The 26,267-nt window shown below is 48.7% G+C and carries 26 protein-coding genes; 20 read left to right on the top strand and 6 right to left on the bottom strand.

Annotation, left to right across the window (positions count from 1 at the left end; all coding sequences use genetic code 11):
• Positions 1 to 16: 16 nt before the first annotated feature.
• Complete coding sequence (locus ACI1P2_RS28870; RefSeq protein WP_355323732.1) at positions 17 to 928, bottom strand: helix-turn-helix transcriptional regulator; 912 nt, start codon at positions 926 to 928, stop codon at positions 17 to 19.
• 102 nt (positions 929 to 1,030) lie between these two features.
• Here ACI1P2_RS28870 and ACI1P2_RS28865 point away from each other — a divergent pair, with 102 nt between their 5' ends.
• The 16 genes from ACI1P2_RS28865 to ACI1P2_RS28790 all read left to right on the top strand — a co-directional run bounded on the left by ACI1P2_RS28865 (position 1,031) and on the right by ACI1P2_RS28790 (position 19,156).
• Positions 1,031 to 1,495 (top strand): VOC family protein, encoded by a 465-nt coding sequence (locus tag ACI1P2_RS28865; RefSeq protein ID WP_355323729.1) that lies wholly within the window; start codon positions 1,031 to 1,033, stop codon positions 1,493 to 1,495.
• A gap of 83 nt (positions 1,496 to 1,578) precedes the next feature.
• Positions 1,579 to 2,730, top strand: coding sequence for an MFS transporter (locus tag ACI1P2_RS28860; RefSeq protein WP_355323727.1), 1,152 nt, complete (start codon positions 1,579 to 1,581; stop codon positions 2,728 to 2,730).
• A 170-nt stretch (positions 2,731 to 2,900) separates the two neighbouring features.
• The gene (locus tag ACI1P2_RS28855) at positions 2,901 to 3,221 is read left to right on the top strand and encodes a PadR family transcriptional regulator (protein WP_355323724.1); all 321 of its coding nucleotides are present in this window, start codon (positions 2,901 to 2,903) and stop codon (positions 3,219 to 3,221) included.
• Positions 3,222 to 3,265: 44 nt separating this feature from the next.
• A complete protein-coding gene (locus ACI1P2_RS28850) occupies positions 3,266 to 3,607 on the top strand; it encodes a DUF1048 domain-containing protein (protein WP_355323721.1) in 342 nt (113 codons plus the stop codon).
• 173 nt (positions 3,608 to 3,780) lie between these two features.
• The gene (locus ACI1P2_RS28845; protein ID WP_355323718.1) at positions 3,781 to 4,542 is read left to right on the top strand and encodes an ABC transporter ATP-binding protein; all 762 of its coding nucleotides are present in this window, start codon (positions 3,781 to 3,783) and stop codon (positions 4,540 to 4,542) included.
• Positions 4,543 to 5,292: an ABC transporter permease gene (locus ACI1P2_RS28840; RefSeq protein WP_355323715.1), complete on the top strand. Its 750-nt coding sequence runs from the start codon at positions 4,543 to 4,545 to the stop codon at positions 5,290 to 5,292.
• A gap of 316 nt (positions 5,293 to 5,608) precedes the next feature.
• A complete protein-coding gene (locus ACI1P2_RS28835) occupies positions 5,609 to 7,840 on the top strand; it encodes a family 16 glycoside hydrolase (RefSeq protein WP_355323712.1) in 2,232 nt (743 codons plus the stop codon).
• Between the two features lie 195 nt (positions 7,841 to 8,035).
• Positions 8,036 to 9,790, top strand: coding sequence for a cache domain-containing sensor histidine kinase (locus ACI1P2_RS28830; protein WP_408976373.1), 1,755 nt, complete (start codon positions 8,036 to 8,038; stop codon positions 9,788 to 9,790).
• Entirely contained in the window at positions 9,777 to 11,411 is a 1,635-nt protein-coding gene (locus ACI1P2_RS28825) for a response regulator (RefSeq protein WP_355323706.1), read from the top strand. Before ACI1P2_RS28830 ends, ACI1P2_RS28825 begins: the two co-directional genes overlap by 14 nt.
• A 129-nt stretch (positions 11,412 to 11,540) precedes the next feature.
• The gene (locus ACI1P2_RS28820; protein WP_355323703.1) at positions 11,541 to 12,947 is read left to right on the top strand and encodes an ABC transporter substrate-binding protein; all 1,407 of its coding nucleotides are present in this window, start codon (positions 11,541 to 11,543) and stop codon (positions 12,945 to 12,947) included.
• A gap of 70 nt (positions 12,948 to 13,017) precedes the next feature.
• Entirely contained in the window at positions 13,018 to 13,917 is a 900-nt protein-coding gene (locus ACI1P2_RS28815) for a carbohydrate ABC transporter permease (protein ID WP_355323700.1), read from the top strand.
• A gap of 31 nt (positions 13,918 to 13,948) precedes the next feature.
• Positions 13,949 to 14,851 (top strand): carbohydrate ABC transporter permease, encoded by a 903-nt coding sequence (locus tag ACI1P2_RS28810; RefSeq protein WP_355323697.1) that lies wholly within the window; start codon positions 13,949 to 13,951, stop codon positions 14,849 to 14,851.
• Between the two features lie 33 nt (positions 14,852 to 14,884).
• On the top strand, positions 14,885 to 15,895 hold the full coding sequence (locus tag ACI1P2_RS28805; RefSeq protein WP_355323695.1) for a glycoside hydrolase family 130 protein: 1,011 nt from the start codon (positions 14,885 to 14,887) through the stop codon (positions 15,893 to 15,895).
• Between the two features lie 51 nt (positions 15,896 to 15,946).
• The gene (locus ACI1P2_RS28800; RefSeq protein ID WP_355323692.1) at positions 15,947 to 17,326 is read left to right on the top strand and encodes an FAD-dependent oxidoreductase; all 1,380 of its coding nucleotides are present in this window, start codon (positions 15,947 to 15,949) and stop codon (positions 17,324 to 17,326) included.
• Positions 17,323 to 18,330, top strand: a complete 1,008-nt coding sequence (locus ACI1P2_RS28795) for an SGNH/GDSL hydrolase family protein (RefSeq protein ID WP_355323689.1) — start codon at positions 17,323 to 17,325, stop codon at positions 18,328 to 18,330. Before ACI1P2_RS28800 ends, ACI1P2_RS28795 begins: the two co-directional genes overlap by 4 nt.
• Before the next feature lie 265 nt (positions 18,331 to 18,595).
• Complete coding sequence (locus tag ACI1P2_RS28790; protein ID WP_355323686.1) at positions 18,596 to 19,156, top strand: sugar O-acetyltransferase; 561 nt, start codon at positions 18,596 to 18,598, stop codon at positions 19,154 to 19,156.
• Between the two features lie 84 nt (positions 19,157 to 19,240).
• On the opposite strand, the gene ACI1P2_RS28785 is transcribed toward ACI1P2_RS28790, so the two are convergent.
• From ACI1P2_RS28785 to ACI1P2_RS28775, 3 genes are all read right to left on the bottom strand, one after another.
• Positions 19,241 to 19,546 carry a Dabb family protein gene (locus ACI1P2_RS28785; protein ID WP_355323683.1) on the bottom strand — a complete coding sequence of 102 codons (306 nt, stop codon included), beginning with the start codon at positions 19,544 to 19,546 and terminating at the stop codon, positions 19,241 to 19,243.
• A gap of 72 nt (positions 19,547 to 19,618) precedes the next feature.
• On the bottom strand, positions 19,619 to 19,924 hold the full coding sequence (locus tag ACI1P2_RS28780) for a hypothetical protein (protein ID WP_355323680.1): 306 nt from the start codon (positions 19,922 to 19,924) through the stop codon (positions 19,619 to 19,621).
• A 547-nt stretch (positions 19,925 to 20,471) separates the two neighbouring features.
• Entirely contained in the window at positions 20,472 to 20,621 is a 150-nt protein-coding gene (locus ACI1P2_RS28775) for a GntR family transcriptional regulator (RefSeq protein ID WP_355323782.1), read from the bottom strand.
• A gap of 155 nt (positions 20,622 to 20,776) precedes the next feature.
• Here ACI1P2_RS28775 and cyoE point away from each other — a divergent pair, with 155 nt between their 5' ends.
• From cyoE to ACI1P2_RS28760, 3 genes are all read left to right on the top strand, one after another.
• Positions 20,777 to 21,697 carry a heme o synthase gene (gene cyoE, locus ACI1P2_RS28770; RefSeq protein WP_355323677.1) on the top strand — a complete coding sequence of 307 codons (921 nt, stop codon included), beginning with the start codon at positions 20,777 to 20,779 and terminating at the stop codon, positions 21,695 to 21,697.
• 238 nt (positions 21,698 to 21,935) lie between these two features.
• The gene (locus ACI1P2_RS28765) at positions 21,936 to 22,832 is read left to right on the top strand and encodes an RCC1 domain-containing protein (RefSeq protein WP_355323674.1); all 897 of its coding nucleotides are present in this window, start codon (positions 21,936 to 21,938) and stop codon (positions 22,830 to 22,832) included.
• A 224-nt stretch (positions 22,833 to 23,056) separates the two neighbouring features.
• Entirely contained in the window at positions 23,057 to 23,710 is a 654-nt protein-coding gene (locus ACI1P2_RS28760; RefSeq protein ID WP_355323671.1) for a hypothetical protein, read from the top strand.
• Between the two features lie 90 nt (positions 23,711 to 23,800).
• Here ACI1P2_RS28760 and ACI1P2_RS28755 read toward each other — a convergent pair whose 3' ends face one another.
• Together ACI1P2_RS28755 and ACI1P2_RS28750 are read right to left on the bottom strand one after the other, a co-directional pair.
• On the bottom strand, positions 23,801 to 24,613 hold the full coding sequence (locus ACI1P2_RS28755; protein WP_355323668.1) for a class I SAM-dependent methyltransferase: 813 nt from the start codon (positions 24,611 to 24,613) through the stop codon (positions 23,801 to 23,803).
• Positions 24,614 to 24,762: 149 nt separating this feature from the next.
• Positions 24,763 to 25,128: a winged helix-turn-helix transcriptional regulator gene (locus ACI1P2_RS28750; RefSeq protein ID WP_355323665.1), complete on the bottom strand. Its 366-nt coding sequence runs from the start codon at positions 25,126 to 25,128 to the stop codon at positions 24,763 to 24,765.
• A gap of 377 nt (positions 25,129 to 25,505) precedes the next feature.
• Between ACI1P2_RS28750 and ACI1P2_RS28745 the strand changes: the two genes are divergently transcribed.
• Positions 25,506 to 26,207 carry an LLM class flavin-dependent oxidoreductase gene (locus ACI1P2_RS28745; protein WP_355323662.1) on the top strand — a complete coding sequence of 234 codons (702 nt, stop codon included), beginning with the start codon at positions 25,506 to 25,508 and terminating at the stop codon, positions 26,205 to 26,207.
• Positions 26,208 to 26,267 lie beyond the last annotated feature (60 nt).

The raw sequence follows: 26,267 nt of genomic DNA, 5'->3' as shown, positions 1-26,267 counted from the left end.
TGTTAAACGGGACCTCTTAGGAGTATTTATCCACCATTGCAAGTAAATAATTTCGAAATTCTTCAACATATGATTTGGGCTCTACGATTTCTAAGTTTGTACCGAAACTTGCTAAAAATCGAAATCCGATACTGTTTTGCGGAACATGGATTGTTGCCAGGAAAAGTTCAGAACTATAGTTTTCAATACTCTTTCGACCATACCTTTCAATGAAATGATCTTTTATGCTGGGCGAAATCAACGCTCTTACAGCCACTAGTTCCGGTTGGTAACTTGCTTCATGTGCTTGTTCTAACGAATAATCTCTAGGGTTAAATGTTTTTTCATCCATATGAAGTTGATCGATCCTGGATAACTTAAACGTTCTATATCTCATACGATGCAAACAGAATCCTTTCAAATACCAACTCGTTTCACTAAAATGAAGCTGGTATGGCTCGACCATTCTATTCGTTCTCATGCCATTTTTATCAATATAATCAAATGAAATGAATCTTCTCGCTAATATGGCTTCTTGACACTTCTTCAAGGTTTGACGAATTTCAGATCGGCCCTCCCAATCATAAAATGACAGTTGGATTGAACCTTTCGGAGACAATGGACTAACCATTGCCTCTATTTTTTTTATCGTCACTTCAACTTCTTCGCTAATTAGAATTTGTTCCAATCCGCTCAGTGCAGTTAATATATTCTCCAAGTCCGAGCTGCTTAAAAGGCGTTTATCAAACTTGTATTCATCCATAATACCGTAACCACCATAAACTCCATTGACAGAATAGATGGGGATGTTGGATAAACTCAGTGTTTCCATGTCACGAAGTATGGTTCTTTTGGAAACGTTAAATAATTGTGCGAATTCTGTTGTTGAAACGACATCCTTTTTCAGCAAGATCATGATGATAGATATTAATCTCTCAACCTTTTCCATATTTGCCCCTCTTTTTCTCTACTTCATGAATAAACAGTGACATACAGCTGTCACCTTTTATGAATTATACTACATGTATAACAATCAAGGAGGTATTGCTTTATGTCAGCTATTATATATTTAAACTTTGATGGAATTGCAGAACAAGCGATTGAATTTTATGCGGAGGCTTTAAGAGCGACTGAAGTAAAAAAAGTTAAATTCAAAGATTTCCCGCAAGATCCAAACTACCCGTTGCCTGAAAATGAGTTAAATATGATCATGGAGTCTTCAATCGAATTCGCGGGCGGGAAAATCATGATGTCGGATCTTCTACCTTCGATGAAGAGTGTAACGGGCGAGCTGGTTAAAGGCAACAATATACTGATCAGTATCGTTAATGATGATCAACAGACACTGGAAAATTACTTTTCCAATTTATCTGTAGGTGGTTATGTTATCATGCCGTTATCCAATACGCCTTGGTCTTCGTGCTTTGGAATGCTGGTTGATAAGTTCGGGGTCACTTGGAAATTTAATAGTGACGCAGATAAGTTCCTTAATCATGTGATTTCAAACAAACAGTAACTTATTCTAAAAAATGGTCTTGCAGCTGCAGACCATTTTTTAATGTCGATTTCATCTTAAAAGGTATATAGGGAGGCACTATTATGAAAAACATTCACTCTTCGTTTATCTTTTTTCTGGCTTTAGGTATATTTGGCATCATTACAACAGAAATGGGCATGATCGGTGTGCTTCCCCAAGTCACTCAAAAATTTCACATAACACCTTCACAGGCAGGGTACCTTGTAAGTGCATTTGCTTTAATTGTTGCCATTTCAGGCCCATTCCTGACATTACTCGCTTCCGGCGTTAATCGCAAAGTTATTTTACTAGCCGCTATCCTTATGTTTGCCATCTCTAATATTGTGTATGCCTATACTACCAAGTTTGAAGTTATGGTGGCTTTCCGGATTATTCCAGCTTTTTTTCACCCTATCTTTTTCTCGATTGCGCTTGCGACCACGGCCAGCCTTGTTTCTCCCGAAAGGAGCGGCAAAGCGATCACTCAAGTTATGACCGGGGTAACAGCCGGATTCGCTTTTGGTGTGCCGATAACATCATATCTGGCCACAAAAATTTCACTGGGGGCAGCTTTCCTGTTTGGAGCTGTTGTGAGCGTGATTGCCTTTATAGGCATACTTGTCTGGCTTCCTTCTATGCCTGTTAAGAAAAGAATGACTTTCGGCAAGCAGCTCGGCATATTGCGCAAATCTCAATTGTGGTTAACGATCTTGATCGTGGTGATGATCTTTACTGCAATGAGTTCAGTTTATAGCTATTTTGCCGAATATCTTGGAGAAGTCACCCGTATGAACGGTACTTGGATTAGTATCATGTTGATGGTCTTTGGTGTCACCATGATTGCAGGGAACTTTTTGTTCGGGTTCTTTGTGAACAAAAGCATGACAAAAACAGTCATCCTGTTTCTACTCGTATATGCGGTAGTTTACTTATTCGCTTATTATTTTGGCTCTTATTTTTGGCCGATGGCGGTTATCGTATTTGTTTGGGGAGCTGTGCATTCCGGGGGACTTATTTTAAGTCAAGCCTTGTTGATGACAGATGCGAAAGAAGCTCCCGAATTCGGGAACAGTTTGTTTGTTTCCTTTTCTAATGTTGGCATTACGATAGGAACATTGATCGGTGGCTGGTTTATTTCTCAATGGGGTACGCATCAGCTCATCTGGAGCGGTATTATACTTTTGCTGCTTGCTTTCTTACTGATGATGATTCGTGAGGTTGCAAAAATAAATTAAGAAAACAGTTGACACCCTTACTACTCGGTAATACAATGTACTTGTAATAAGTATTACTTAATAGCTTGATTTCCCGAAAGTTATTAAGTAAAAATTTCCCTTGGTACTATGTTGTACTGAATATAAGTCAGACTAAATAGGGGAGGGACGAAATAAAGGAGGCTCCGAACATGGAAAATTTAACTGAAATGCTGAAGGGTTCGCTGGAAGGCTGTGTGCTGGAAATCATCAGCCGTCATGAAACCTATGGCTACGAGATTACCCGACGACTGAATGAGCTTGGTTTTACCGAAGTCGTGGAGGGGACGGTCTACACCATCCTCGTGCGGTTAGAAAAGAAAAAACTGGTGAACATCGAAAAGAAACCGTCAGATATGGGGCCACCCCGCAAGTTTTATTCACTTAATGAGGCTGGCCGCCGGGAACTTGAGTTGTTTTGGGAAAAATGGGATTTTGTATCATCGAAAATCAACGTTTTGAAGTCAACCTAGCTTCACAAGATATTCCTCAACACCTAAAAAAGGAGGAAAATAATATGATGGAAATGTTCAAAAAAATGATCAGTGATAAAAAAGAGTATAAGATGATGATGGCACGGGTTGAAGCCCTGCCTGAGGATTACCAGTATGTATTTAAGAAAATCCAAAACTACATGTGGAATTTCGCAACAGGCAGCGGAATGGATATGCTCCACATACAGTATGAATTAATCGAGTTGTTCGAAGCCGGTGCGGCGGAAGGCAGACAAGTGCTGGAAATCACTGGGGAAGACGTGGCGTCCTTCGCCGACGAACTAGTCGCAAACGCTAAAACCTATGTCGCCAAGTATCGTGAAGATTTGAATCAAAGTATCATGAAGCGATTGGGAAAAAAATAAATTCACAAGATAGTACCGACTGTTCAAAAGGTAACACCGACTGATTAGCTGGCTACAAATGTAAATTGCCGCCTTGCTATTCAGTTATATTTTTACCCCGGTACTAAGTAATACGTATTATCAGTCATACTAAATAGTAGATTAAAGGCACTTTTTATAAGGAGGAAAAAATGATGAGCAATACAGCGATTTCTGTAAAAGGGTTGAAAAAATCCTTTAAAGACAAGGAAGTCTTAAAGGGGGTGGATTTTAAGGTACAGCGTGGCGAAATTTTCGCACTCCTGGGCTCAAATGGAGCAGGCAAGACGACGACGGTCAACATCCTCTCGACGCTGATGAAGCCCGATGGCGGAGAAGTGAGTATTTGCGGCTTTGACGTCCAGCGTCAACCGGAGCATGTTCGCCAGAGCATCAGTCTGACAGGGCAGTTCGCAGCTTTAGACGGCATGCTCACCGGACGGGAAAACCTGATGATGATCGCCAAGTTGCGGGGAGTTTCCAATCCTGCTCAAGTTGCCGACAATCTGCTTGCAAGGTTCAGTCTGACCGATGCGGCCAACCGGCGGACAGACAAGTATTCCGGCGGGATGAAGCGCCGGATTGACATCGCCATGAGCCTGATCGGGGCGCCAGCAGTCATTTTTCTCGACGAACCGACAACAGGGCTTGACCCCGAAGCACGGATTGAAGTCTGGGATACTGTCAAGGAGCTTGCCGGCGGCGGCACGACTATCTTGCTGACGACCCAGTACCTGGAGGAAGCCGAACAACTGGCGGACCGTATCGCCATCCTGCATAGCGGAAGAATCATCACGACCGGTACCCTTACCGAACTTAAAGAGATGTTCCCGCCAGCGAAAGTGGAGTACATTGAGAAGCAGCCGACATTGGAGGAAATTTTCCTCGCGATCATCGGCAAAAAGGAGGACATGTAAATGAAAAGCAAGACAGGGGTATTACTAGGGCGTTTAATGCGCAACATCATGCGCAGCCCGGATACGATCATCACCGTGGCAATTACGCCGATTATGATGATGCTGTTATTTGTCTACGTATTTGGCGGCGCCATAGAGACTGGCACGGACAATTACGTCAATTATTTATTGCCGGGAATCTTGCTGATGGCCATCGCATCCGGTGTCGCTTACACTTCCGTGCGGCTGTTTACGGATGTAAAGAGCGGGCTGATGTCGCGTTTCATTACCATGCCCATCAAGCGCTCGTCGGTATTGTGGGCTCACGTGTTGACCTCGCTTGTTTCCAATGCGCTTACTGTTGTGGTAGTTATCCTCGTCGCGCTCTTGATGGGCTTCCGTTCCAGCGCTAATATCCTGGATTGGGTCGCGGTAGCCGGGATACTCGGGCTGTTTACGCTGGCGCTGACATGGCTGGCAGTCATTCCCGGATTGACAGCGGGGTCTATGGAAGGGGCGACAGCCTACTCGTACCCGCTGATTTTCCTGCCGTTTATCAGTTCGGCCTTTGTTCCCACGGAAACCATGCCTAAGATTGTCCGTGCGTTCGCTGAGAACCAGCCTGTGACTTCAATCGTAAATGCGATTCGTGCCTTCTTGTACGGAGGATCTGTTGGCAGCGATATCTGGATTGCGCTTATCTGGTGTATCGGGATCATGATCATCGCTTACTTTTTCGCCAGTAAAGCTTTTAAACGCCAGTTAGGGTAAGCACACCCCATTGAGATTTTGCATATCCAACAGCTTCAAAGGAAGATCAACATTCCTAATGTGCATGGAGGACAGTTAAAATGTATCCCTGGAGAGTGGGCCTACCCCACTCCTTTCTTTTTGGGCAGGGATTATAATCCATCTCGACAGTGAAAAGTTTTAATGGAAGGGGGCTTGATCGTCAGAAAATGGGGTTGCTTTTTTTCGCAAAAATGTTAGCGCTTTCTTCGAACCGCAAGCAAGGATACAATTGGGCGAACGGAGTTGCACTGCCTTATTATCGGCGGGCAGATGAAAAATCTTGAGGAGGTATTTTATGCATACCATTACAAGAAAAGCAGTTAGTCTGTTGGTAGTGCTTACCGTTATGATCACAGGATTTTTACCCCGAACTGCTGATGCGACCGAGATTGAGAGCTATTCAATTCCTTCAGTGGATATGACGGATACCGCTGATCCGGCAGCTTTGGCACAGACTGCCGCTGCTCCGGCCACGATTCAAAATTACCCGATGCCATCGATCTATACCGCATCCAGTGTATTTTCATTGAAAGCGGATAACAAAGCGATTCCTGTCATCAGCTATCTGGCTGACTATGATTACGCTCAATTTTCTTTTTCCGGCACGGTCAATATCGAGGTTACCGCCAATGAACCGATTACCTCTTTTTCCATCAGTCCACAGGCCAAAAACATCAAGGGTACGGTTAATGGGAACAAGCTGACGTTTTCGCTTTCTTCCTCAACCTATGTGATCGTGAAAATCAATGACTGGAAGAAGAAGATGGTCATCGCCGCAGATCCCCTGGAGACAGATATTCCCCCATCCTCAGGTGCCGGGATCTATAATGTGACAGCGTCGCCATACAACGCAGATAAGACGGGGACATCGATGGCATCAGACGCGATTCAGCAGGCGATCGATGACGCCCATCAAGCTGGCGGCGGGGTTGTATTTGTTCCGGCCGGTGTCTATAAAAGCGGAAACCTGACGTTAAAAAGCAATGTGACCTTTTACCTGGCCGGCGGCGCTGTCATTGTCGGCACAGGCAAGGGGGAAGACTATGTGATTGATTTCCGCAAGGATTCACGAAACGCGGATGGAACATATTTTATTCGTACTGCCGTAGACTCCAGCAATATCACCATACGGGGAAGGGGAACCATTGATGGAAAAGGCATAGCGATGCGAGAGCGAAAGATGCCGGCACCGCATAAAAATGAAGGGTTCCTGAATAACCTGCTCGTTCCGATCGCAACTACAAATTTTACGTTTGATGGGTTAATATTGCGGGATGCCGGTTTCTGGTCGTTTATGGTGGTTCGTTCCGATCATGTGACCATAAAAAACCTCAAGGGATTCCAGGATTTATACAAAATCGAGAATGACGTTATCGATATCAATGAAAGTCAGGACGTGCTTGTTCAACATGCCATTGGCATATCGGATGATGACACTTTTTCCACCAAAACCTGGCTGCAGACGGGTATGTCCAAAGGGTGGCCGGGAGCGCTTGAACACTTGGAAAATGTCGTCTTTGATGACGCTTTTGCCTGGACCAGATGTGCGGCTTTCAAGATTGGTATGGGAGTAGCCCAGCCGCAGATTGGCGTAACCATCCGGAATTCGTATGTGTATCAAAGCGCACGGGCATTGCTGGTTGATCATGGTTACCAATATAATACGCTTCCGGAGGAAGGTTACGCCCAAGATATTACTTTTGAAAATATCGATATCGAGCGCGTCGGCATCAATCAATTCGGGAACTACTGGCTTGGGGTTTCTACCAGTACTTCCGGTGATGTAAGCAATGTTATCGTCAAGAACATCAATGTTCGCGAGACGGGATCTCAGAAATCCAGGCTGTCCGGGAATGCCACCAAAGGCGGAAAGATTAATGGTGTCACGTTCACAGATGTTTATGTTGGAGGCAAGCTCGCCACAAGCTTGAGCGACTTGAATGCTACCGCCAATAATAATGTGACTGGTATCATCTTTGCCAATTCCAAGCCGACGCTGTTCAGCGACAATTTCGAAGACGGAAATACGGCAGGATGGACGTCTGTTACCGGCGGCTGGACCGTACCAACAGACGGCACGAATAAAGTGCTGTCCAGCGGGAACCAAACAACCACATCCCTGATTACCGCCGATGCCGGTGGCTTATGGACGGATTACACGTATGAAGCCAGAATGAAAATGCCCATCACCGATGCAAATGCAGGCATGGTCTTCAGGGTGCAGGATGCAAAGAATTATTATATGTATCGAATCAATTCATCGAATAAAAAGCTGGAGTTGTACAAATCCGTGAATGGACAACTGAAGTCTGTAACCAGTACTCCGTTCACAGCCAAGGAGAAGCAGTGGTATACGCTTAAGGCGGTTATACAAGGGAACACGATTACCTGTTATGTGGATGGAGAATTAAAAATGGAATGGACCAATCCTGTAACAGAATTGACAGCAGGAGGGATCGGATTCCGGACCACCTCGGCAGGTGTCCATTTCGACGATGCTTTGGTTCTGGCTCCTGCCCCGATTTAGTAAGTACAGCATTCCGTACCGGTCAAAAAAGAGTCGATCTACAGGTCGGTCAGCGTAAATGGGATCATACGAAGGAGCTGCCCCTAAAGCCATAAAATGGCTGCTTGGGACAGCTTCGTTTTTTTACATTGTCGATCAGGGGGCTGCAGTGACATAATCGAAGGATAGAGATTTCTAACGGAAGGCGTGAGAAGCTTGGACTACCTTCGCAGGCAATCGTTCCGTAACAAACTCAAAGTCGCATTCCTGGCCGTCATCCTGATCTCCGTGCTGATGACCGGAGGGCTGTCTTATTATATTTCGGCTGCCACCCTGGAAAAGAACGCGCTGAAGCTCACGCAGGACACGGTGGTCAGGTCCGCGCAGATCGTGGATGAGAAACTGAACAAGCTGATGCTGATTATGATGACGTTCATGATCAGCCAGCCTTTTTACGACATGCTGAAGGATGCCGCCTCCGGGGACACCAGCGGGTATTACACACATCTGAACGATCTTGACAACGTTTTCTCACAGGCGCGAATCGCCGAGCCGCTGATACAGTCCATCTACGTTACTACGCCGATTGGCGAGTTCTATCCTTCCTCCATGAACCGCAACAGGCTCACCGCGTTCAAGGATACCTTTCTGTATGACCGCATCGAACAGGAGAAAAAGAACCTCTGGGTGGAGGGCCATGAGGATATGCTCTTCTCCGGCAGGGACCGCGTCATCTCGCTGATTCTGGAGCCGATCTTTGACATTCCGGTCAGCGATGTCTATATTGTCGTGAATATCCGCGAGGACGGCTTCCGCAAACTGGTGCAGGGAGACACCGGGTCAGGAGCGTCTAGCTTTTTGCTGAACGCTGAAGGCGAGACGGTCTACCCTATGAAGGAGCCGCTGGTCCGGCAGGCGGTGGACTCAGGAAATCTGAGGCATATGATGAACCGCCCGGAAGGCAGCCAATCCTTTGAACTGGACGGCAAAGCGTATTTGCTCAATTATGCCCGGCTTGGCATTGCGGATTGGACGATGACCACCATCCAGTCTCAGGCCGGCGTGCTGAAGGACATGGTATATGTGAAATGGCTGATCGCCGGGGTTGCTCTGGCGGCTTTCGCCGTAACAACGCTGATTTCCGGCGCGTTTACGCGCTATCTGCTGAAGCCGCTGCAAGGGCTGCTGAATGTGATGAAGCGGGTGGAGAACAATGATTTGTCCGCCCGTTTTGAGAGCGGCAGCGGAGATGAGCTGGCACAGGTGGGCTTCCGGTTCAACCGGATGCTGGAGCAGATTGTGGTGTTGATTGAAGAAGTCACGGAGGCGCAGGCGCATAAGCGGTCTGCGGAGATCAAGGCGCTGTCGGGGCAGATGGATCCGCATTTTCTGTACAACACCCTGAACACCATCTACTGGAAGCTGAATTTGCAGCAGGTCGAGCCTTCGCAAAAAATGGTCATGTCGCTCTCCCGGCTGTTCCAGCTCGGGCTGAACAACGGCCAGGAAATTACGACATTGTCGAAAGAACTGGAGCATGTGCGCCAGTATCTGGAGCTGCAGTCAAGCTGCTATGAAGGGTTGTTCTCCTATGAGATTCATGTCCGCGAGCCGGATCTATCCGCGCTGTCGATTCCGCGCATCATTTTGCAGCCGCTGGTGGAGAACAGCATTCTGCACGGTTTTCGCAACCTGGTGGACGGCGGCCGGATCGAGATTGAAATAACCGGAGACGGGGAACGTTGGACGCTTGCCGTACGCGATAACGGCAGCGGTATGGACGAAGACCAGGTGTGCACACTCTTTTGGCGGGAATCGGAGAAGGGCTATGCCGTGTCCAATCTGATCCGGCGGCTTCAGCTCTATTACGGGGTCAGTGCGGGATTTCATGTAGACAGTACGCCGGAGCGCGGAACAGAAATACGGATTTCCTTACCCAAGAAGGGGGAACATTCGGATGAGCAATCATGAGGCGGTCAGTGTCTGCATTATCGATGATATCAAAAGCGTGGTGGACGGGCTGACCGCGATGAACTGGGAAGAACAGGGGATTCGGGTCGCGGGGGTATCAAACAATGGGGAAGAGGGGCTTAAGCTGATCCACGGGTTGCGGCCGGATCTGGTCATTACCGATATACGGATGCCGAGGATGGACGGGCTGAGCTTGCTGCGCGCGGTTCTGGAAGAGAACCGCAGCTGCAAGGTCATTTTGATCAGCGGTTATGCCGACTTCGAATATGCGCAGCAGGCGGTGCAGCTGGGAGCGTTTGATTTTGTAGTGAAGCCCTTTTCAGAGGAAGATATCATGTCAACGGTGCTGCGGGCCAAGGCTGAGATCATGGAAGAGAGATCCAAGCGCTTAAGTCTGAGAGAAATGGAGAATAAGCTCCGCGAGAGCATGCCGGTGCTGCGGCAGGAATACTTTGCGCTGCTTGTGAGCCACCGCACTTCATGGGAAGAGGCTTCGAGGCGGTGGGATTTTCTGAATATTGAGCTGGAGCCTCAGGGCTTCGTGGTGATGCTGATCGAAATTGACCGTTTCCAGGAGCAGGTTGCCGAGCTGTCCATCCGGGAAATGGAGCTGATCCGTTTCTCACTGCTGAATATCATGCAGGAGACACTGACCGACTATGCGCGCAGCGTCGTTTTCCGCGCCCGTCATGACCGGTACCTGGCCGTACTGAACGATACAGGTGTTACCAGTCCATTCAGTCCGATCGAAATTGCCGAGCAGTGCTGCCGGAATATTAAGCGGTATACCAAGTTTACGGTTTCGGTCGGGGTCGGCGACAGAGTGGAGGAAATCAGCGAGCTGCCGGATTCCTACCGTCAGGCTCAGCGGGCCCTCTCCCATCACCTGTTCACCGAAGGCAATGCGGCCATTAAGTATAACGATATTCACCAGAGCGGAAGCCAGGAGCCGCTGGTGCTGGAGTACAAGGATGAGTTGCTGCTGGCCCTTCGTTCCGGAAATGCCGGCCGGACGGGCGCCATTCTGTCCGCGATTTCAGAAACGCTGCAGAGCCTGATCTCCCGGCAAAATCCGGATTACCTCCTCAGTCTGTACGATGAGCTGGCCGCTTCAGCCATTCGCACCTTTTACGAGATGGTTCCATATCCGGACATTCAGCCGCTGATCCAGCGATTCAGGGCGGTGCAAGGGACAGCGAGGCTGTCGCTGGCGTCCCTGCAGCGTCAGCTGCTTGCCTTGTGCACGGAGGGAGCCGGACTGGTGCGCCGGAACAGCTTATCCGAAGGGCAGAGGGTGATTTATGAAGCCATGGACTATATCAAGGGCCGCTTGTCCGAGGATATCACCGTCGGTGAATGCGCCGCCCATGTTCATCTCAGCGCCAGCTACTTTTCCAGCCTGTTCAAGAAGGTGACCGGGATGACGGTCACCCAGTATACGACCTCGGAACGCATCCAGAAAGCGAAGCTGCTGTTGGTGGAGGGGGCACAGGTACAAGAGGTGGCTTCGGCTGTAGGCTATGAGGAGCGCCGATATTTCAGCGAGATGTTCAAGAAGATCACCGGCCAGACGCCATCGGAGTTCAGAGCGGGCTATCACCCGGACCGACCGGAGGTGTGAGGCGCGTGCAGTGCAGACCATAGAATTCTGTCCCTGGAGAGTGAATTTGCCTCACTCCTTTTCCGAGGGCGAGGACCTATAATAAAAGGCGAGCTCACAATACAAATGCTAATCAAAGGGGTAGAACGAATGCGAAAAAAATGGTTAGGTCTCAGCCTGAGTCTCATGCTGGCCGCCGGAATCGCAGGCTGCGGCGGGAACGGCAACAACAACGCTAATGGCGGTGCGGCGAATGGAGCGCCCGGCGGCGGCACAGCGGCTCCTGCAGCCGAAACGGGCACACCCGTACAGTTGAAATATTGGACTGACGACCGTCACGACCAAGAGTATATCAAGGAATTGATCAACAAGTTTAATGAGACGAACGGCGACAATATTCAGGTGGAATTGACGGTGATGTCCGAGAACTACACGCAAAGCGTCGACATTGCCTTTTCCAGCAACCAGGCGCCGGATGTGCTGCGTTTAAAAAGCGCCAATACATCCGAGTTCGTCAAAAAAGGGTATCTGGCGCCGATTGACGCTTATCTTACCGATGACATGAAAACGAAATTCGGCAGCCTGTTGATCGACAATGTCAACCGTTTTGACGGCAAGGTATACTCTCTGGCTAACACCGGCCTCACCATGCGTCTGGTCTACAACAAGGATCTCTTTGCCAAAGCGGGCATCGAGAATCCTCCGGGATCGCTGCAGGAAATGGTGGACGATGCCAGGAAAATCACCGAAGTCGGCAAGTCCGAAGGCATCTACGGCTTCGCGCTGAACTTCAAAAATCCCAAGCAGGCATTTGACCGTTCCATCCGGGAGATTCTCTCCTTGAGCGGCTATCAAGGACTTGGCTTTGATCCGAAAACAGGCCAATTCGATTTCGCGCCTTACTCGCAGGTCATCGAATATTTCAAGCAGATGTATAAAGACGGAAGCATTCTGCCCGGCGCGGAAACACTGGATATTGACCCGCTTCGCGCCCAATTCGCGGCAGGCAAAATCGGCATGTATCTTTCCTTCTCGACGGAGCCGGGCGTGTACAAGGATCAATTCCCGACGGAAATCAACTGGGCGGGCGCCCTGGCCCCAACGCTGAACGGACAGATCAAGGGAACTTCCGAAATCGTGTCCGCCGGAACCTGGCTGGGCATCAGCGCCAAATCGGCCCATCAGGACGCAGCCTGGAAATTCGTGCAGTATATGTACGGCGACGAGGTTTTGAAGACCTATCATGAAAAAGGCTTTGGGATTGCCATTGTGCCAAGCATTGTGGAACAGGCCAAAAACCCGGAGATGAGCGGGATGGAAGGCTTCCTGGTCGGGGAACACGACTCGCTCTGGCCCGCTGCGCCAAGCGTTACTCCGGAAGGTCCCACCTATGCGGATGCTTTCTTCAAATATATCCTCGACGGGGGAGATTTGAAAGCGATTACAGATGATTTGAACACAAGATACAACGCCGCATTGTCCAAAGCGGTGGAGAAAGGCGAGGTCACTATAACGCCGAACCCTGCCTTTGATCCAACCAAGCCGCAGGGAGAATAACAGGCGAGGATGGGGCTGCCGCGCACTTTTTGGCGGATGCCCTTTTCTTTCCCCGAAGGAGGAACGAATCGTGAGCTTTAAATGGAAACGGCTGGGAGAGAATGCTCTGTTTCTGGCCCCGAGCATCATTTTAACGACGGCCCTGGGCATCTATCCCCTGCTCTGGATGCTGCGCTATATGTTCTATGATTATGCCGGGTACGGCGATGCGCTGTTCATTGGCCTGGACAATTTCCGCCGGTTGATGCGCGACGGGCTGTTCTGGGAATCGGTCGGCAATACCTTTATCTTTGCCGGAGGCAAGCTGCTGCTGACGCTGCCGTTGTCCCTGCTGCTGGCGGTCATCCTGAACGGCAAGCTGCGGGGCGGAAATTTGCTGCGGGGCATTTATTTTATGCCGACGGTTATCAGTACCGCAGTCATATCCGTTGTTTTCTATAATATCTTCAATTCCTATAACGGGATGGTTAACACCGTTCTGATGAAGCTGCACCTGGTTTCGCAGCCGATCGACTGGCTCGGACCTAAGCATGCGATGCTCACAGTCATTCTTGTGGCGGTATGGGGGGCGGTCGGCAATTATATGCTGCTGTTCCTGGCCGGGCTGCAAAGTATTCCGCAGGATTTGTACGAGAGCGCGGCCATTGACGGCGCGAACGCCGGAAGACGGTTCTGGAGCATTACGCTTCCGATGCTGGCCCCGGTTGCTCAGATGGTCATCATGCTGGCGATTATCGCTTCCCTGAAAGGCTATGAGAGCATTATGGTCATCACGGAAGGCGGACCGATCGGCAAAACCGAGGTCATGTATCTCTATCTGTACAAACTGCTGTTCCCGGTATCTACGGGTTCGCCCGTAACGCAGCAGCTTGGATACGGCAGTGCCGTAGGCTTCGCAAGCGCTGTTATCGTCGGAGCGATCACCGGCTTGTACTTCTTATTAAGCCGTAAAATGAACAAAGTGTATTAGTATTAGCATTAGCGTACAGGAGGAGCAGCAAATGAACGAACAGGCGTTATCCCCACAGCCGGACGGTCGCGGGAAAATCACAGCCCGCCCGATTTCCGGCCATGCAGGCAGATTTGTCGCCCGCACGGTCATGTGGCTGTTTTTATTAGCAACGGCGATGCTGACTTTGTTTCCCCTGCTTATGACATTATCCGGTTCTCTCAAGACCGGCGCTGAAATGATGACCGGCGGCAGCCTGCTGCCGGCCAAGCTGCAGTTCGCCAATTATGCGGAAGCCTGGAAACAGGCAAATTTCGCCCGCTATACCTGGAACAGTGCTTTTGTCAGTATTATGGTTACAGCAGGCACCCTGCTGGTAGCTTCCATGGCAGCTTATGTGGTGGACCGCCGTGATTTTCCCGGCAAATCCCTGTATGTAACGGTGCAGGCATCGATGATGTTTATATCCGTCGGCGCCATTGTGCTGCGCCCGCAGTTTGATCTGATGGTGGCCCTGCACCTGAATACCACGCTCTGGGGAGTCATCCTCATTCTGATCAGCGCCCATTCCAGCACGTTTTTTATGCTGCAGGGTTTCTTCAAAGCTATTCCCCGCGAGCTTGATGAAGCGGCAATGGTGGATGGCTCCGGGTTCATCCGCACCTTCTTCCTGATTATCCTGCCGCTCTTGACACCGGGGCTGGGCGTGGCCGGGCTGTTCGCCTTCCGCCATGCCTGGAACGAATACATTCTGCCGCTGGTGTTCACGATGACGAATCCACAGTTGCAGACGCTCACCGTCGGGCTGGCGAATCTCCGCTACGGCTCTTCCGCGGCCATGCAGATTCATCTGATGATGGCGGGAGCATGTCTGTCGATCCTGCCGATGCTGCTCGCTTATATTCTGGCAAACAAGACGTTTATCCAGGTTACGGCGGGTTCGGTCAAAGGCTAAATTCAAATTCTTATACAAAGGAGCATGATGCAGATGAGTGATTTTACAGTAGGACCTTTGGTTTCCAGCCCGGTGATTGCCCGGCATTCAGCGAATCCGATTCTGTCGCCGGGCGATGTGCCCTACGGTCCGGCGATGGTCTTTAATGCCGGAGTTACCAAATTTAAAGGCAAATATGTGATGGTTTTCCGCAATGACTACGGCGATGAACATAAAGGGATTGTTGCCCCTCATCATACTACCAATCTTGGATTGGCCTTCAGCGATGACGGCATAAAGTGGGATGTGCAGCCGGAACCGTGCTGGTCCTGGCATGATGAAGAGGTCATCCGTGTGTATGATCCGCGTCTAACGGTAATCGGCGAACAATGCTATATGTGCTTTGCGGTCGATACCAGGCATGGGCTGCGCGGCGGCATCGCCGTAACCGAGGATTTCAGCTCCTTCGAGGTGCTGAGCCTATCGCTGCCGGACAACCGCAACATGGTATTGTTCCCGGAGCGGATCGGGGGCAAGTATGTCCGGCTGGAGCGTCCAATGCCTGTATATAGCCGGGGCGGCAGGGACCGCTTTGACATGTGGATGAGCGACTCGCCTGACCTGAAATACTGGGGCAACTCCAAGCTGCTGCTGGCGGTTGAAGATGTAGCCTATGCCAATGACAAGGTAGGCCCGGGCGCTCCGCCTGTCAAAACGGACAAAGGCTGGCTGACCCTGTTCCATGCCGTGGACATCGACCGCAGCCGGGGCAAGAACGGCTGGGAGGACAGTTGGAAGAAACGCTATACCGCAGGCATTATGCTGCTGGATCTTGCCGATCCCAGCCGGATCATCGGCAGGGCGGAGGCGCCGCTGCTTGCGCCGGAAGCCGCTTATGAGACCGATGGGGGCTTCCGCAATCATGTTATTTTTCCGGGGGGCATGATTCTGGAAGATTCCGGGGAAGTCAAAATCTACTATGGCGCCGCCGATACCGTAGAATGCCTGGCTACTGCGCATGTGGATGATCTGCTGCGTCTTTGTCTTGAAGGTACGGTCAAATAAGCTGAATAGGATAGTTTAAACCTAACTTATACAGAATTGGAGGAGATTTCTATGAATTATGGACATATTACGTTGCCTTCCGCCAGCATTCCGGTTGCCCGCGAGGTAGATGTGCTGGTCATCGGCGGAGGAGCTTCCGGAATCGCTGCGGCCATTGCCGCTGCGAAAGGGGGAGCGCAAACGATGCTGGTGGAGCAGCGAGGCTTCCTTGGCGGCATGGGCACGGTTTCGCTCGTTCCGGCATTCTGTCCCTTTACGGATAAGCGGAAGCCGATTATCCGCGGTCTCGGCCTTCATCTGATGGAGCGGATGAAACAGGCATGCGATCCTGAGTACCGCGAGGAATATCGAGAGCTGCTGGATTGGGTGCCGATCGATCCCGAGGTGCTGAAACGGGTCTATGACGATGCCATTTTGGAAAGCGGCGTTACGCCGCTTTATCACACCTTTGTTTACGATGTTGTACTGTCTGAGGACCGCAGGACGGTTGAAGGTGTCGTTGTCGTCAACAAAACGGGACGTTCTTTCATCCCCTGCCGGTATATTATAGATTGCTCTGGAGATGGGGATATTGCCGCTCTGGCGGGAGTTCCTTTTCAGAAGGGCGGGGAAGCGGGTGAACTTCAGCCCGGCAGCATGTGCTATCTGCTTGCGAATGTGGACCGTCCGAAGTTCAACCGGTTTCTGGAGGAGAGCGGGGACACAGGCCAGCTGCACAAGACGGTGGAACAGGCGATCGCCGACGGTGCGCTGCCGGAGGGCCGCAAGTCGATCTCCGGCCTTGCTTGGATCAGCGACTATCTGGTGGGCGTCAACTTCGGCCATGTATTCGGCGTTGACGGCACCCTTGCCGAGGATTTGACGCGGGGGGCGATTGAAGGACGCCGCATGGCGAAACGCCAGCTGCAGTTCTTCCGCCGCTATGTGCCGGGCTTTGAGCGCGCCCATATGGTGGCGAGCGGTGAGCAGCTCGGCATCCGGGAAACTCGTCGTATCGAAGGGGACTATATCCTGACGGTCGATGATTTCCTTGCTGCGCGCTCCTTCCCCGATGACATTGCCCGCAACGCATACTACATCGATATTCATCTCGCCAACAGCAAAAGCGAAATGACCTTCAACCACTTGCCTCCGGGAGTTTCACACGGCGTACCGTACCGGATCCTGCTGCCGGTCGGCATCGACAACCTTTGGGTTGCCGGGCGCTGCGTATCCTCGGATCGAGCGGTGCAAGGCTCCCTGCGGGTGATGCCGAACTGCTTCTCCATGGGCCAGGCCGCAGGGACGGCGGCTGCATTGGCGCTGCGTGATGGTGCCGGCTCGCGCGGCATTTCCGTAACCGAGCTTCAGCAGCGGTTGCTGGAGCAGGATGTATGGCTGGGAGAGGATTTCATACCGGCTGAGAAGCAGAAGGAAGGGAATGCGCCGTGAAGCAGCTGCCCTTAACGGATGAGTGGTTTCACGGCGCCGTGTCGTTGGAACGCCGGGAGGAAGGAATCAAGCCGTGGCGCATTCCTTACATGGATTACGAACTGTATCCGCCTGCGGGAATCGAGGGCAAAGCCGAGATTTGTGCCGGTGTTCGCCTGCGGCTGCGCACGGACTCCAAAGAGGCGGCAGTATCTTTCGCACCGCTTGCGGATGCCGCCGCCATGGATTGCGTGGCAGGAGGAGAATTACGCCAGACGCTCAGCCTGCCCGCCGGAGCGACAGAAGCCTTGTTCAGCGAACTTCAAGGAGGAATCAAGGATCTGGAGATTTGGCTCCCGCAAAATATTGGAATGACCGTCACCAGCCTGCGGATTGACGCCCAAGCTGTCGGAGTCCCGCTGCCGGACACCCGGCCCCGCTGGATTACTTACGGCAGCTCCATTACCCAGTGCGTCGCGGCTTCCAGCCCCTCGCGCACCTGGCCCGCCATTGCCGCCGAAGCCTGCGGTTTCAGCTTGACCAATCTCGGGTTCTCCGGCAACTGCCATATGGAGCCGATGATCGGGCGGCTGATTCGCGACTTGCCGGCCGATTTCATCTCCATATGCGCGGGCGTGAACATCTATGGCGCAGGCACCTTAAGCCCGCGCATGTTCAAGCCGCTGCTGATTGGACTGCTGGAGACGATACGCGACAAGCACAGGGAGACTCCGCTGCTTGTCATTTCCCCGATTTATGGCACCGTCCGCGAAACGGCGGCCAATTTGCTGGGCTTCACTCTGCCCATGATGCGTGAAGCTATCCGCGAGACTGTGGAGCTGCTCAGGGAGCGGGGCGATCGCCAGTTATACTACCAGGATGGCTTGAACTGGCTCGGCCCGGAGGATGAAACCTTTCTAACGGACGGCCTGCACCCTGGAGCCGAGGGGTATGAGTTGTTAGGCCGGCGTTTCCGCGACCTTCATGAATTTGCGTTCCGGGCTGTATACAGATTTGCGGAGTGATGAAGATTGGTTCGTTATGCAGTTTAGCCTTTGATGACTCAGCCTAGTACACGATGGCGTTAATATTTGAACAAATGGTGTAGACGAACACTCACAATTCCGTTATGTTGGTAGATATGAACAAAATGGGATAAATCGGGGTTATTAAATGCATTGATAGCGACACTTATTGGCATAGTTATCTCAGCTTCTCTGATCAGATCGGCCAGACCTTTACAAATTCAGAATACTTCACTTCAAGATGGGAGAGAACTCGATATATAATATGAAAACTGAAAAACAAAAAATGATAGCTGGCGAACTATATATGGCTTGGGACCCAGAACTGACACGTGAGCGGGCTTATGCCAGAAAGATGACTCGCTTATACAATCAAACTACCGAAATGGATGATGAATTGCGAGTTAAAATGCTTAAAGAGCTGCTCGGATCGACTGGAAATAACCTCGGTATGGAACCCAATATTCGGTTTGATTATGGCTACAATATTCATGTTGGTGATAACTTCTATACGAATTTTGATTGTACCATTCTTGATGTGTGTGAGGTACGAATAGGCTCTAACTGTCTGTTCGGACCCGGTGTTCACGTATATACAGCAACTCACCCAGTGGATCCATATGAAAGAAATAAGGGACTAGAATACGGCAAGCCGGTGACGATTGGCAACAATGTATGGGTCGCCGGACGAGCTGTTATTAACCCAGGTGTAACTGTTGGAAATAATGTCGTTATCGCATCAGGAGCAGTGGTGACTAAGGATGTTCCTGACAACATGATTGTTGGTGGTAATCCAGCGAAAGTGATTAAAGAAGTTAACGTATAAATTTGTTTTGCCTTTAAATCTAGTGGAACAAGAACATTGAGCACAAGGAGCATTCCTGTTAGACGCACAGATATGATTTAACGTTTAAACCGTTCCGTAGTCGATTTCCATAAACTGTACAACTTCCTTCTCCCAACGGTCGGACACAAAACCAACATGCTGAGGATGTATGTTGTAGGCTTCGTAATCTTCTTTAGAATTAAAGACCATGGAGAAACCAAAATCATAGTTATTTTTAGGGCTGATTTCACGAAATACCTGAAAATTATTCACCGTTGGGATATTACTAAGCGCTGCTTTTCCATCACTTAAAAACTTTGCTTCTTCTGCGGAGCCTTTCTCGTGTTTGAGTGAAAATACTACAGAATGAATAATTTGCTTTCTTTCCATCTTTATCGCCTCCTTTAGTCAATCAATCTAGTCTATTTTACTATACGAAACGAACCAAATACCACCATGATATTACCCTAAAATGTTCTTCCGAATGGCTTTTACCTTTTTATCTGTAAAGACTCCGGATTCCACTAAGTCTAGTATGGAAAGTACACCGCCTCGAGAGCCCCAACTTCCATCTTCTATTACTTGAAAACTTACCCACCAGTTTGGGGAGGGTTCCTGAACTTCAAGAATGCTAATAAGACTATTGTATACATTTGTAATCACGATGTTACGGATCTCCTTTGGCCAGTCTCCATCCATTACGATAATGTTGACCGTGATAACATCGCGTTCAGGCTGTTCAGATAATAACTTTCCTCCAATCGCCATGTAATCTTTAGGACGGCTTATAATCTTTTACTGCATAATTCCAGACATGATTAGATTCCAAACAACGTCAAATTCCTGTTGAATGGACGGCAAGAGCCACTCTCGACTGTGAAAAGGGTGATGAAATCGAATTGTTGACATATAGATTCCACGTGCAACTTCTTCTGCGATTCCTTCTTGTTTCTTCGATTGGCACTTTGGATGCCACGGACAATATTGTGATTGAGCGTTTTTGGCGCAGTCTAAAATATAACGAGATCTATCTCAACGACTATGACAGTCCGAGAGAAACCGGCAGGGCGTGAGTAGATACATCCAACTGCATAACTATGAACTGCCTCACCAGTCCCTGCAACTCACACGCCAGCTACGGTGTATAACCAGGAGGTTCAACTGATATCCAGAAGCGAATAACGGAGGGAGCTTCGTTCCCCTCCCGCGCCTTCGCTTGGGCTTTGCCCTCTATCTGTAAAGCCCACCGTTGCTACCTTGTTATCTTGTTCACACCTAAACTATATCTAAATTCCTGTCTTGACATTGTGTAGCACTATACTCCGTAACATTTTTCTTGATCTTCTCTTTGCGTAATAAAAGTGCCTTTGCCCGGGATATACACCAAATATCCTTCAGAGGTGAGTGAATCAAGAGTGGCGCGGACCGTGACCCGGCTGACATTGTTGGTTTCGCTTAATTCCAGTTCCGTAGGGAGTTTGTGGTATTATCCATAGAATTATTCACGAAAGCGACTCAGCTTTTTGACAGAATCATGAGAATTGGTTGAGAAATGAGCACATAAACGATGCGATGTGGTAATCTATAGTAGTGAAATTACTTAGAGGGAGTATTACCGTCATGAAAATGCAAAGTAATATGAATACTATTGAACGAATTCCGACCTCCGTAACGAAGGTGCTCTTCGAAACGATAAAGATTGGCATCATTAAGTCGAATCTCATTTCGATGATTGCCGGGCTTAGCATGGCGTTGTTCGTTCATCACTTATCATTCTTCGATAAAATCGGCAACGTTGCGCTGGCTTTTATCGGGACTGCCTTGGTGATTGGAGCCGCCGGCGTATTTAATAATTTATATGACCGCGATATCGACGGCATTATGGAACGGACGAAAAATAGGCCAACTGTGTCCGGAATTGTTGACGTCAGAAGCGGGCTGATTATTGGAACCTGGATCGCGGTTGGCGGTCTTGTCGCGCTGTATATTGCTTCTCCGCTTTCGGCTTTTTGCGGCTTTCTGGGGTTGTTTCTTTATGTCGTGCCTTATACCATGTGGACGAAACGCAAAACCATCTATAATACGGAGGTTGGAAGCCTGTCAGGTGCAATGCCTCCGCTGATCGGTTGGGCCGCGATCTCACCTGACATTTTGCATCCCGGTGCCATTGCATTGTTCCTGTTAATGGTGATTTGGCAGATGCCGCATTTTTATGCGATCGGGATTCGACGAATGGAGGAATACCGGGCAGCTAACGTACCGATGCTGCCAGTCGTCAAGGGTATTCGGAGAACGTACGTGCAGATGAACGTATATCTAGTTGCGTTGTTCCTATGCGGTTTCTTGTTCTGGTCCTTTAATCCGTACATCGCTGTGGCGAATGCGCTCCTAAGCTTGGGCTGGTTGATTCTGAGCATTTACGGATATCGTAGGAAGCAGGAAGACAAGTGGGCCCGCTCAATGTTCATTTTCTCGTTGAACCACATCACGGTACTGCTGCTGATGATTGTTGGCTACTCCTTAGGTGCTCCCTTGTTATAATTGAATGTCATAATCAAACTATAGGATGGCGTTAATGTCCATATGAGCCGAATGAAAGGCCAAGTTTCTAAGCCGCTGACTAACCTCAGGCGGCTTTTTAATTTGAAGGAAACGGGGGACAAATACTTTCAATCGCTTGCTTGTTGGGGTGTAACTCAGGAGCCCGTGTTGTTCGTACCGTACCGATATTTCATAACCTGGTATAATAAAATGGACCTTGTTCTCAAGGAGGTAAAACATGGATTACACTTCACCGATTGAAGCGGCGTCAAAGGTGAAATGGTGGCCTAAAGATAGCATTGCGGCAGGTCGTCGTCATACCGTTGTTCTTAAATCAGACGGGGCGGTGACGGCTGTGGGTGATAGTAAATATGGTCAATGTGATGTAAGCGGCTGGCGTGATATGGCGGCGGTTGCGGCTGGCAATGTTCATATGGCAACGAACACGGGTAATGCACATACAGTCGGACTTACATCTGACGGCACGGTGGTTGCTGTAGGTTGGAATAATCATGGACAATGCGATGTCAACGACTGGCGTGATATTGTAGCGGTATCGGCGGGTTGGCGACGTACCATCGGGCTTAAATCGGATGGCACGGTGGTCGCTGCGGGTCGAAATAATGAAGGACAGTGCAATGTAAGCGGCTGGCGTGATATAGTGGCGGTAGCAGCGGGTGACTGGCATACCATTGGCCTTAAATCTGATGGCACGGTGGCAGCTGTGGGTAATAATCGGTATGGCCAATGCAATGTAAGCAGTTGGCGCGACATAGTGGCCGTAGCGGCGGGTTACCTTCATACCGTCGGGCTTATATCGGACGGCACGGTGACGGCTGTGGGGTGGAATAAGCATGACCAATGCGATGTAAGCGGCTGGGGCGGTATTGTGGCGATAGCGGCGGGTAGTTATCATACCATCGGCCTTAAATCTGACGGTACTGTGGTGGCTGTGGGGTGGAATGAGCATGGTCAATGCAATGTAAGTGACTGGTGCGATATTGTAGCTGTTGCGGCGGGCTGCGCACATACCATCGGCCTTAAATCGGACGGCACAGTGGTGGCTGTGGGTGATAATGAATATGGTCAATGCGATGTAAGCGGCTGTCGCGGTATTCAACTGCCCGGCAATTAGTTTGTGGTATCCGTCCAACACAGTTACGAAGGCCAATAAAAGAGGATCAATCCTTGTTAAACGAAGGGGGCAAATACTAAAGGGTTATGAATAAAAATGTATGCACTATTTTTTAAAATGGGTAATAACATATCGTTGGAACATAAGAAAGTGGTGGATCGTTGGTATACTGAGCAGATAGTATATCCAGACCCGTAGGGTCAAGGTCGAAAGGAGCGATCATATTGAAGAATTTGCATCCCTATTGGATAAGCATTTCGATTATCGTCTTGGTTTTCATGATTTCCGCTTGTGCAGGAGAAACAAAACCTTCCGCTAATCCAGAAACAGCAGCCCCAGAAGCTGAATCGGTTTCGCCTCCTTCATCCGGGCAGGAACCATCCGCAGAAGCAACTCGCCCAGAGACCGAGCGTTTTGAGCTGATGACGGCTGAGGGAAATCAGTCACTGGAGGCGGTCCTGCATCAGGGTGAAGGGTTCTCCTTGTATGTCTTTGAGAAATTTGCATTTGATGCAGCTGCGGGCCGCTTATCATTAAGCAGCAATTCGGATTATTATGTGGACATTGAACCGCTGCCTGCTGATTATGATTTGACTCAGCTTGAAACTGCGGGCAAGGAAGAGTTGAGTCAAGTCGGAGAGGTGTCCGATTATAGCGGCGAGTTGGTTGAACATCCGCTTGGTTCCGCGGAACTCTACCTTCAAGCATCTGGAGAGGAAAGCATAAGCGATTATATCGTGTGGACATCAGAAGCAGGGGCCGCTTTTCTGTTCCGCCTTCATAACCCGAAAGGGGAGGATGCTTCCGATTTCGCCGGACCCGTTCTTGTTTCCTTATCTACCGTACAAAGCGATACGACTAAAACAACTGATTCTTAGTTGTTTTTTTATTTTTAATGAAAACAAAATGATGGTTACGCATTGAATTCTGAACTTGCTTTAAGTTCACGTCTAAGAGCCTATCGGATCCTATAGTTTTCTTGCTTTAATTACAAAAGTTACAGGAAGCATCTTTGCTTTTTTTGCAAAATCGCTGTTATCGTCCCGCGATTGCATAATTTCATCATCAGATTGCTCAATCATTTGCTCAATGACAAATCCCGCTTTTGCCAACGCATTCACATAGGTTGATAGTTTGCGGTCCGATAATGTTAGCGTACTCTCATCAAGAGATACCGAATACCAGGATTCATCGAAATAACATTTTTTAAAAACAAGCATATTATTTTCTGCAACAACACATTTGTGTATGGGGTGAGACCAACTGAAAATAAATACGCCGTCTTTTTTAAGGTAAGAAGCGATTCGGCAAAAAGTGCCCTCAAGGTCGGTCGTCCAGCCTATGGCATAAATCGAATAAACAAAGTCGAAATAATCCATGGGTATGCCACATTCTTCTTCCATGGGGGAGCAGATAAATTTTGCTGACAGGCCGCATGCCGTCAGATGTCGCTTTGCCTTTTCGATTTGTTTTTCTGATAGATCCACAGCCCATAGTTCAGATGCTTTGCGTTCCCCCTGATATTGCAAGGAATGACCGGTTCCACAGCCGATCTCCAGCATCTTTTTACCTGAGACATCGCCAAAAAGCTGGCATTTTTCTTCTGAGACAAATGCTCCATAGAAAGGAAGCGCGGTTGCTCCCAAGATGTCATTTCCTTTTGTGTCCCAAAAGATGCTGTTCGTTTTATGAATAGAGTTCTTATCCATGTCGACCGAGATGGCGCTGCCAACCTCGCCAGCTCCTATAATGTTTGTCCTATAAACAGATTTCTTGTCCATGCCGACGCCCTCCCCAAAAATAAATAATATGAGCCAAAAGGTATATCCCGACTTGTGCGTTATCCCAATAACATATCGAACACGAACACTCTGCGCTATTAACCCCCAAATAATATACCATTTTTATGATTAACTCCATCTAATAACGCTTAGGACACATCATCTCCATAACCTCCGTATTCTTTTCCAAAAACCTCCATCATATCTAACACAGGAATTAATCTTTCTCCTTTTTCTGTAAGGGAATACTCTACTTTTGGAGGAACTACTGGATACACTTCACGTTGGATGATACCATCGTTCTCTAATTCTCTAAGCTGCTTAGAGAGGGAGCCTTGTGATAGGTCTCCTAGAAACGTTTTGATGTCGGAATAACGACGTGTGCTCCCTTTTAAATACCAAAGAATGAAATATTTCCAACGTCCTGATAAAATATTTTGTGTAAATGCTATTGCGTACATATCTCCTTTTTCTTCTATAAACTCTCTTTGAAATCCATCTTTACAAACCTTCATCTTTATTCGCTCCCGTCCTAATGTACAAAAACATGTACTATGTTCATTTATATTGCCCTCTTTGCAAATGAACATAATGACTTTATGATTGTGTCAACAAAGCGGTCCATTACAAGTTAGTTTATTTAAGAGGCGGTGACTAATGCATAATGTTCTCAATATTCCGCCCATATATTTAGCAGGCTAAATAAAATTATAACATAGAAAGGAGGTTTTGATTAGTGAACACAGGAAATTCGAGACTACAACGAACGATGGGGTTACAAATGAATTCATATTGGACCTGGCATGATCCCGCACTATCTAAGCATGTTTGAAGGCGTATCTAATTAGCCAATTACAGTCGGTCCCATTTGCGGAAAGCAGATCTTTATCCTATGAAAAAAGAGTTTCTAGAGATTGTTGAGGGCCTCTGGGATTCGTACGAAGACGATGCGTTCATACGTGATAAGAAAAGTGGGGTATTTTATGACCCGAGTAAGATGCATCCAATAAATTATACGAGGAATTACTTTTCAGTGGAGGGACCACTAAATGTTAGTCGATCTCGACAAGGCAGACCAGTTATCTTTCAAGCCGGTACATCCTTGGAATTTATGGAGATAGCTGCACAGCATGCTGAAGTCATCATGGCGCTTGGAGATCATTTTGAATATCTTAAGGGATTCACTGCTGAACTCAAAAGAAAAGCGAAAAATCAAGGGCGCTCACCAAGTGACCTGCTGATTATGCCCTCTCATAGCCCTATAGTTGGTGAAACCGAAAAAGAAGTCATAGAAAAGCTAAGGGGAATCGAATCATTGATGCCCAGAAGTTATCGATTGCCCAAACCTCAATTGATGGGATCTGCAGAGAATATAGCAGAAAAAATAGAACAATGGTACAAAGCAGGCGTCATGGATATCTTGCTGATCAGACAGGATTATCCAGCAGGTTTAGAGGATTTTATTAAGTTGGTTGTACCCATATTGCAAGATAAAGGCATATTCCGCAAGGAATACGAGAACAACACACTTCGGGGGAATTTAGGGCTGCCTTACCCTGAAAATAAGCATAAGAAAGGAGAGGATTCATTTTGAATAATACCCTTGAATTACTTCATAATCATACGTCCGTTCGTTCTTATACAAATCAACCCT

This window comes from Paenibacillus jiangxiensis (assembly GCF_046098255.1).
GTDB classification, from domain to species: domain Bacteria; phylum Bacillota; class Bacilli; order Paenibacillales; family Paenibacillaceae; genus Paenibacillus; species Paenibacillus jiagnxiensis.
The sequence above is the reverse complement of the archived record's forward strand: the minus strand, read 5'-3'. Positions and strand labels throughout refer to the sequence as shown.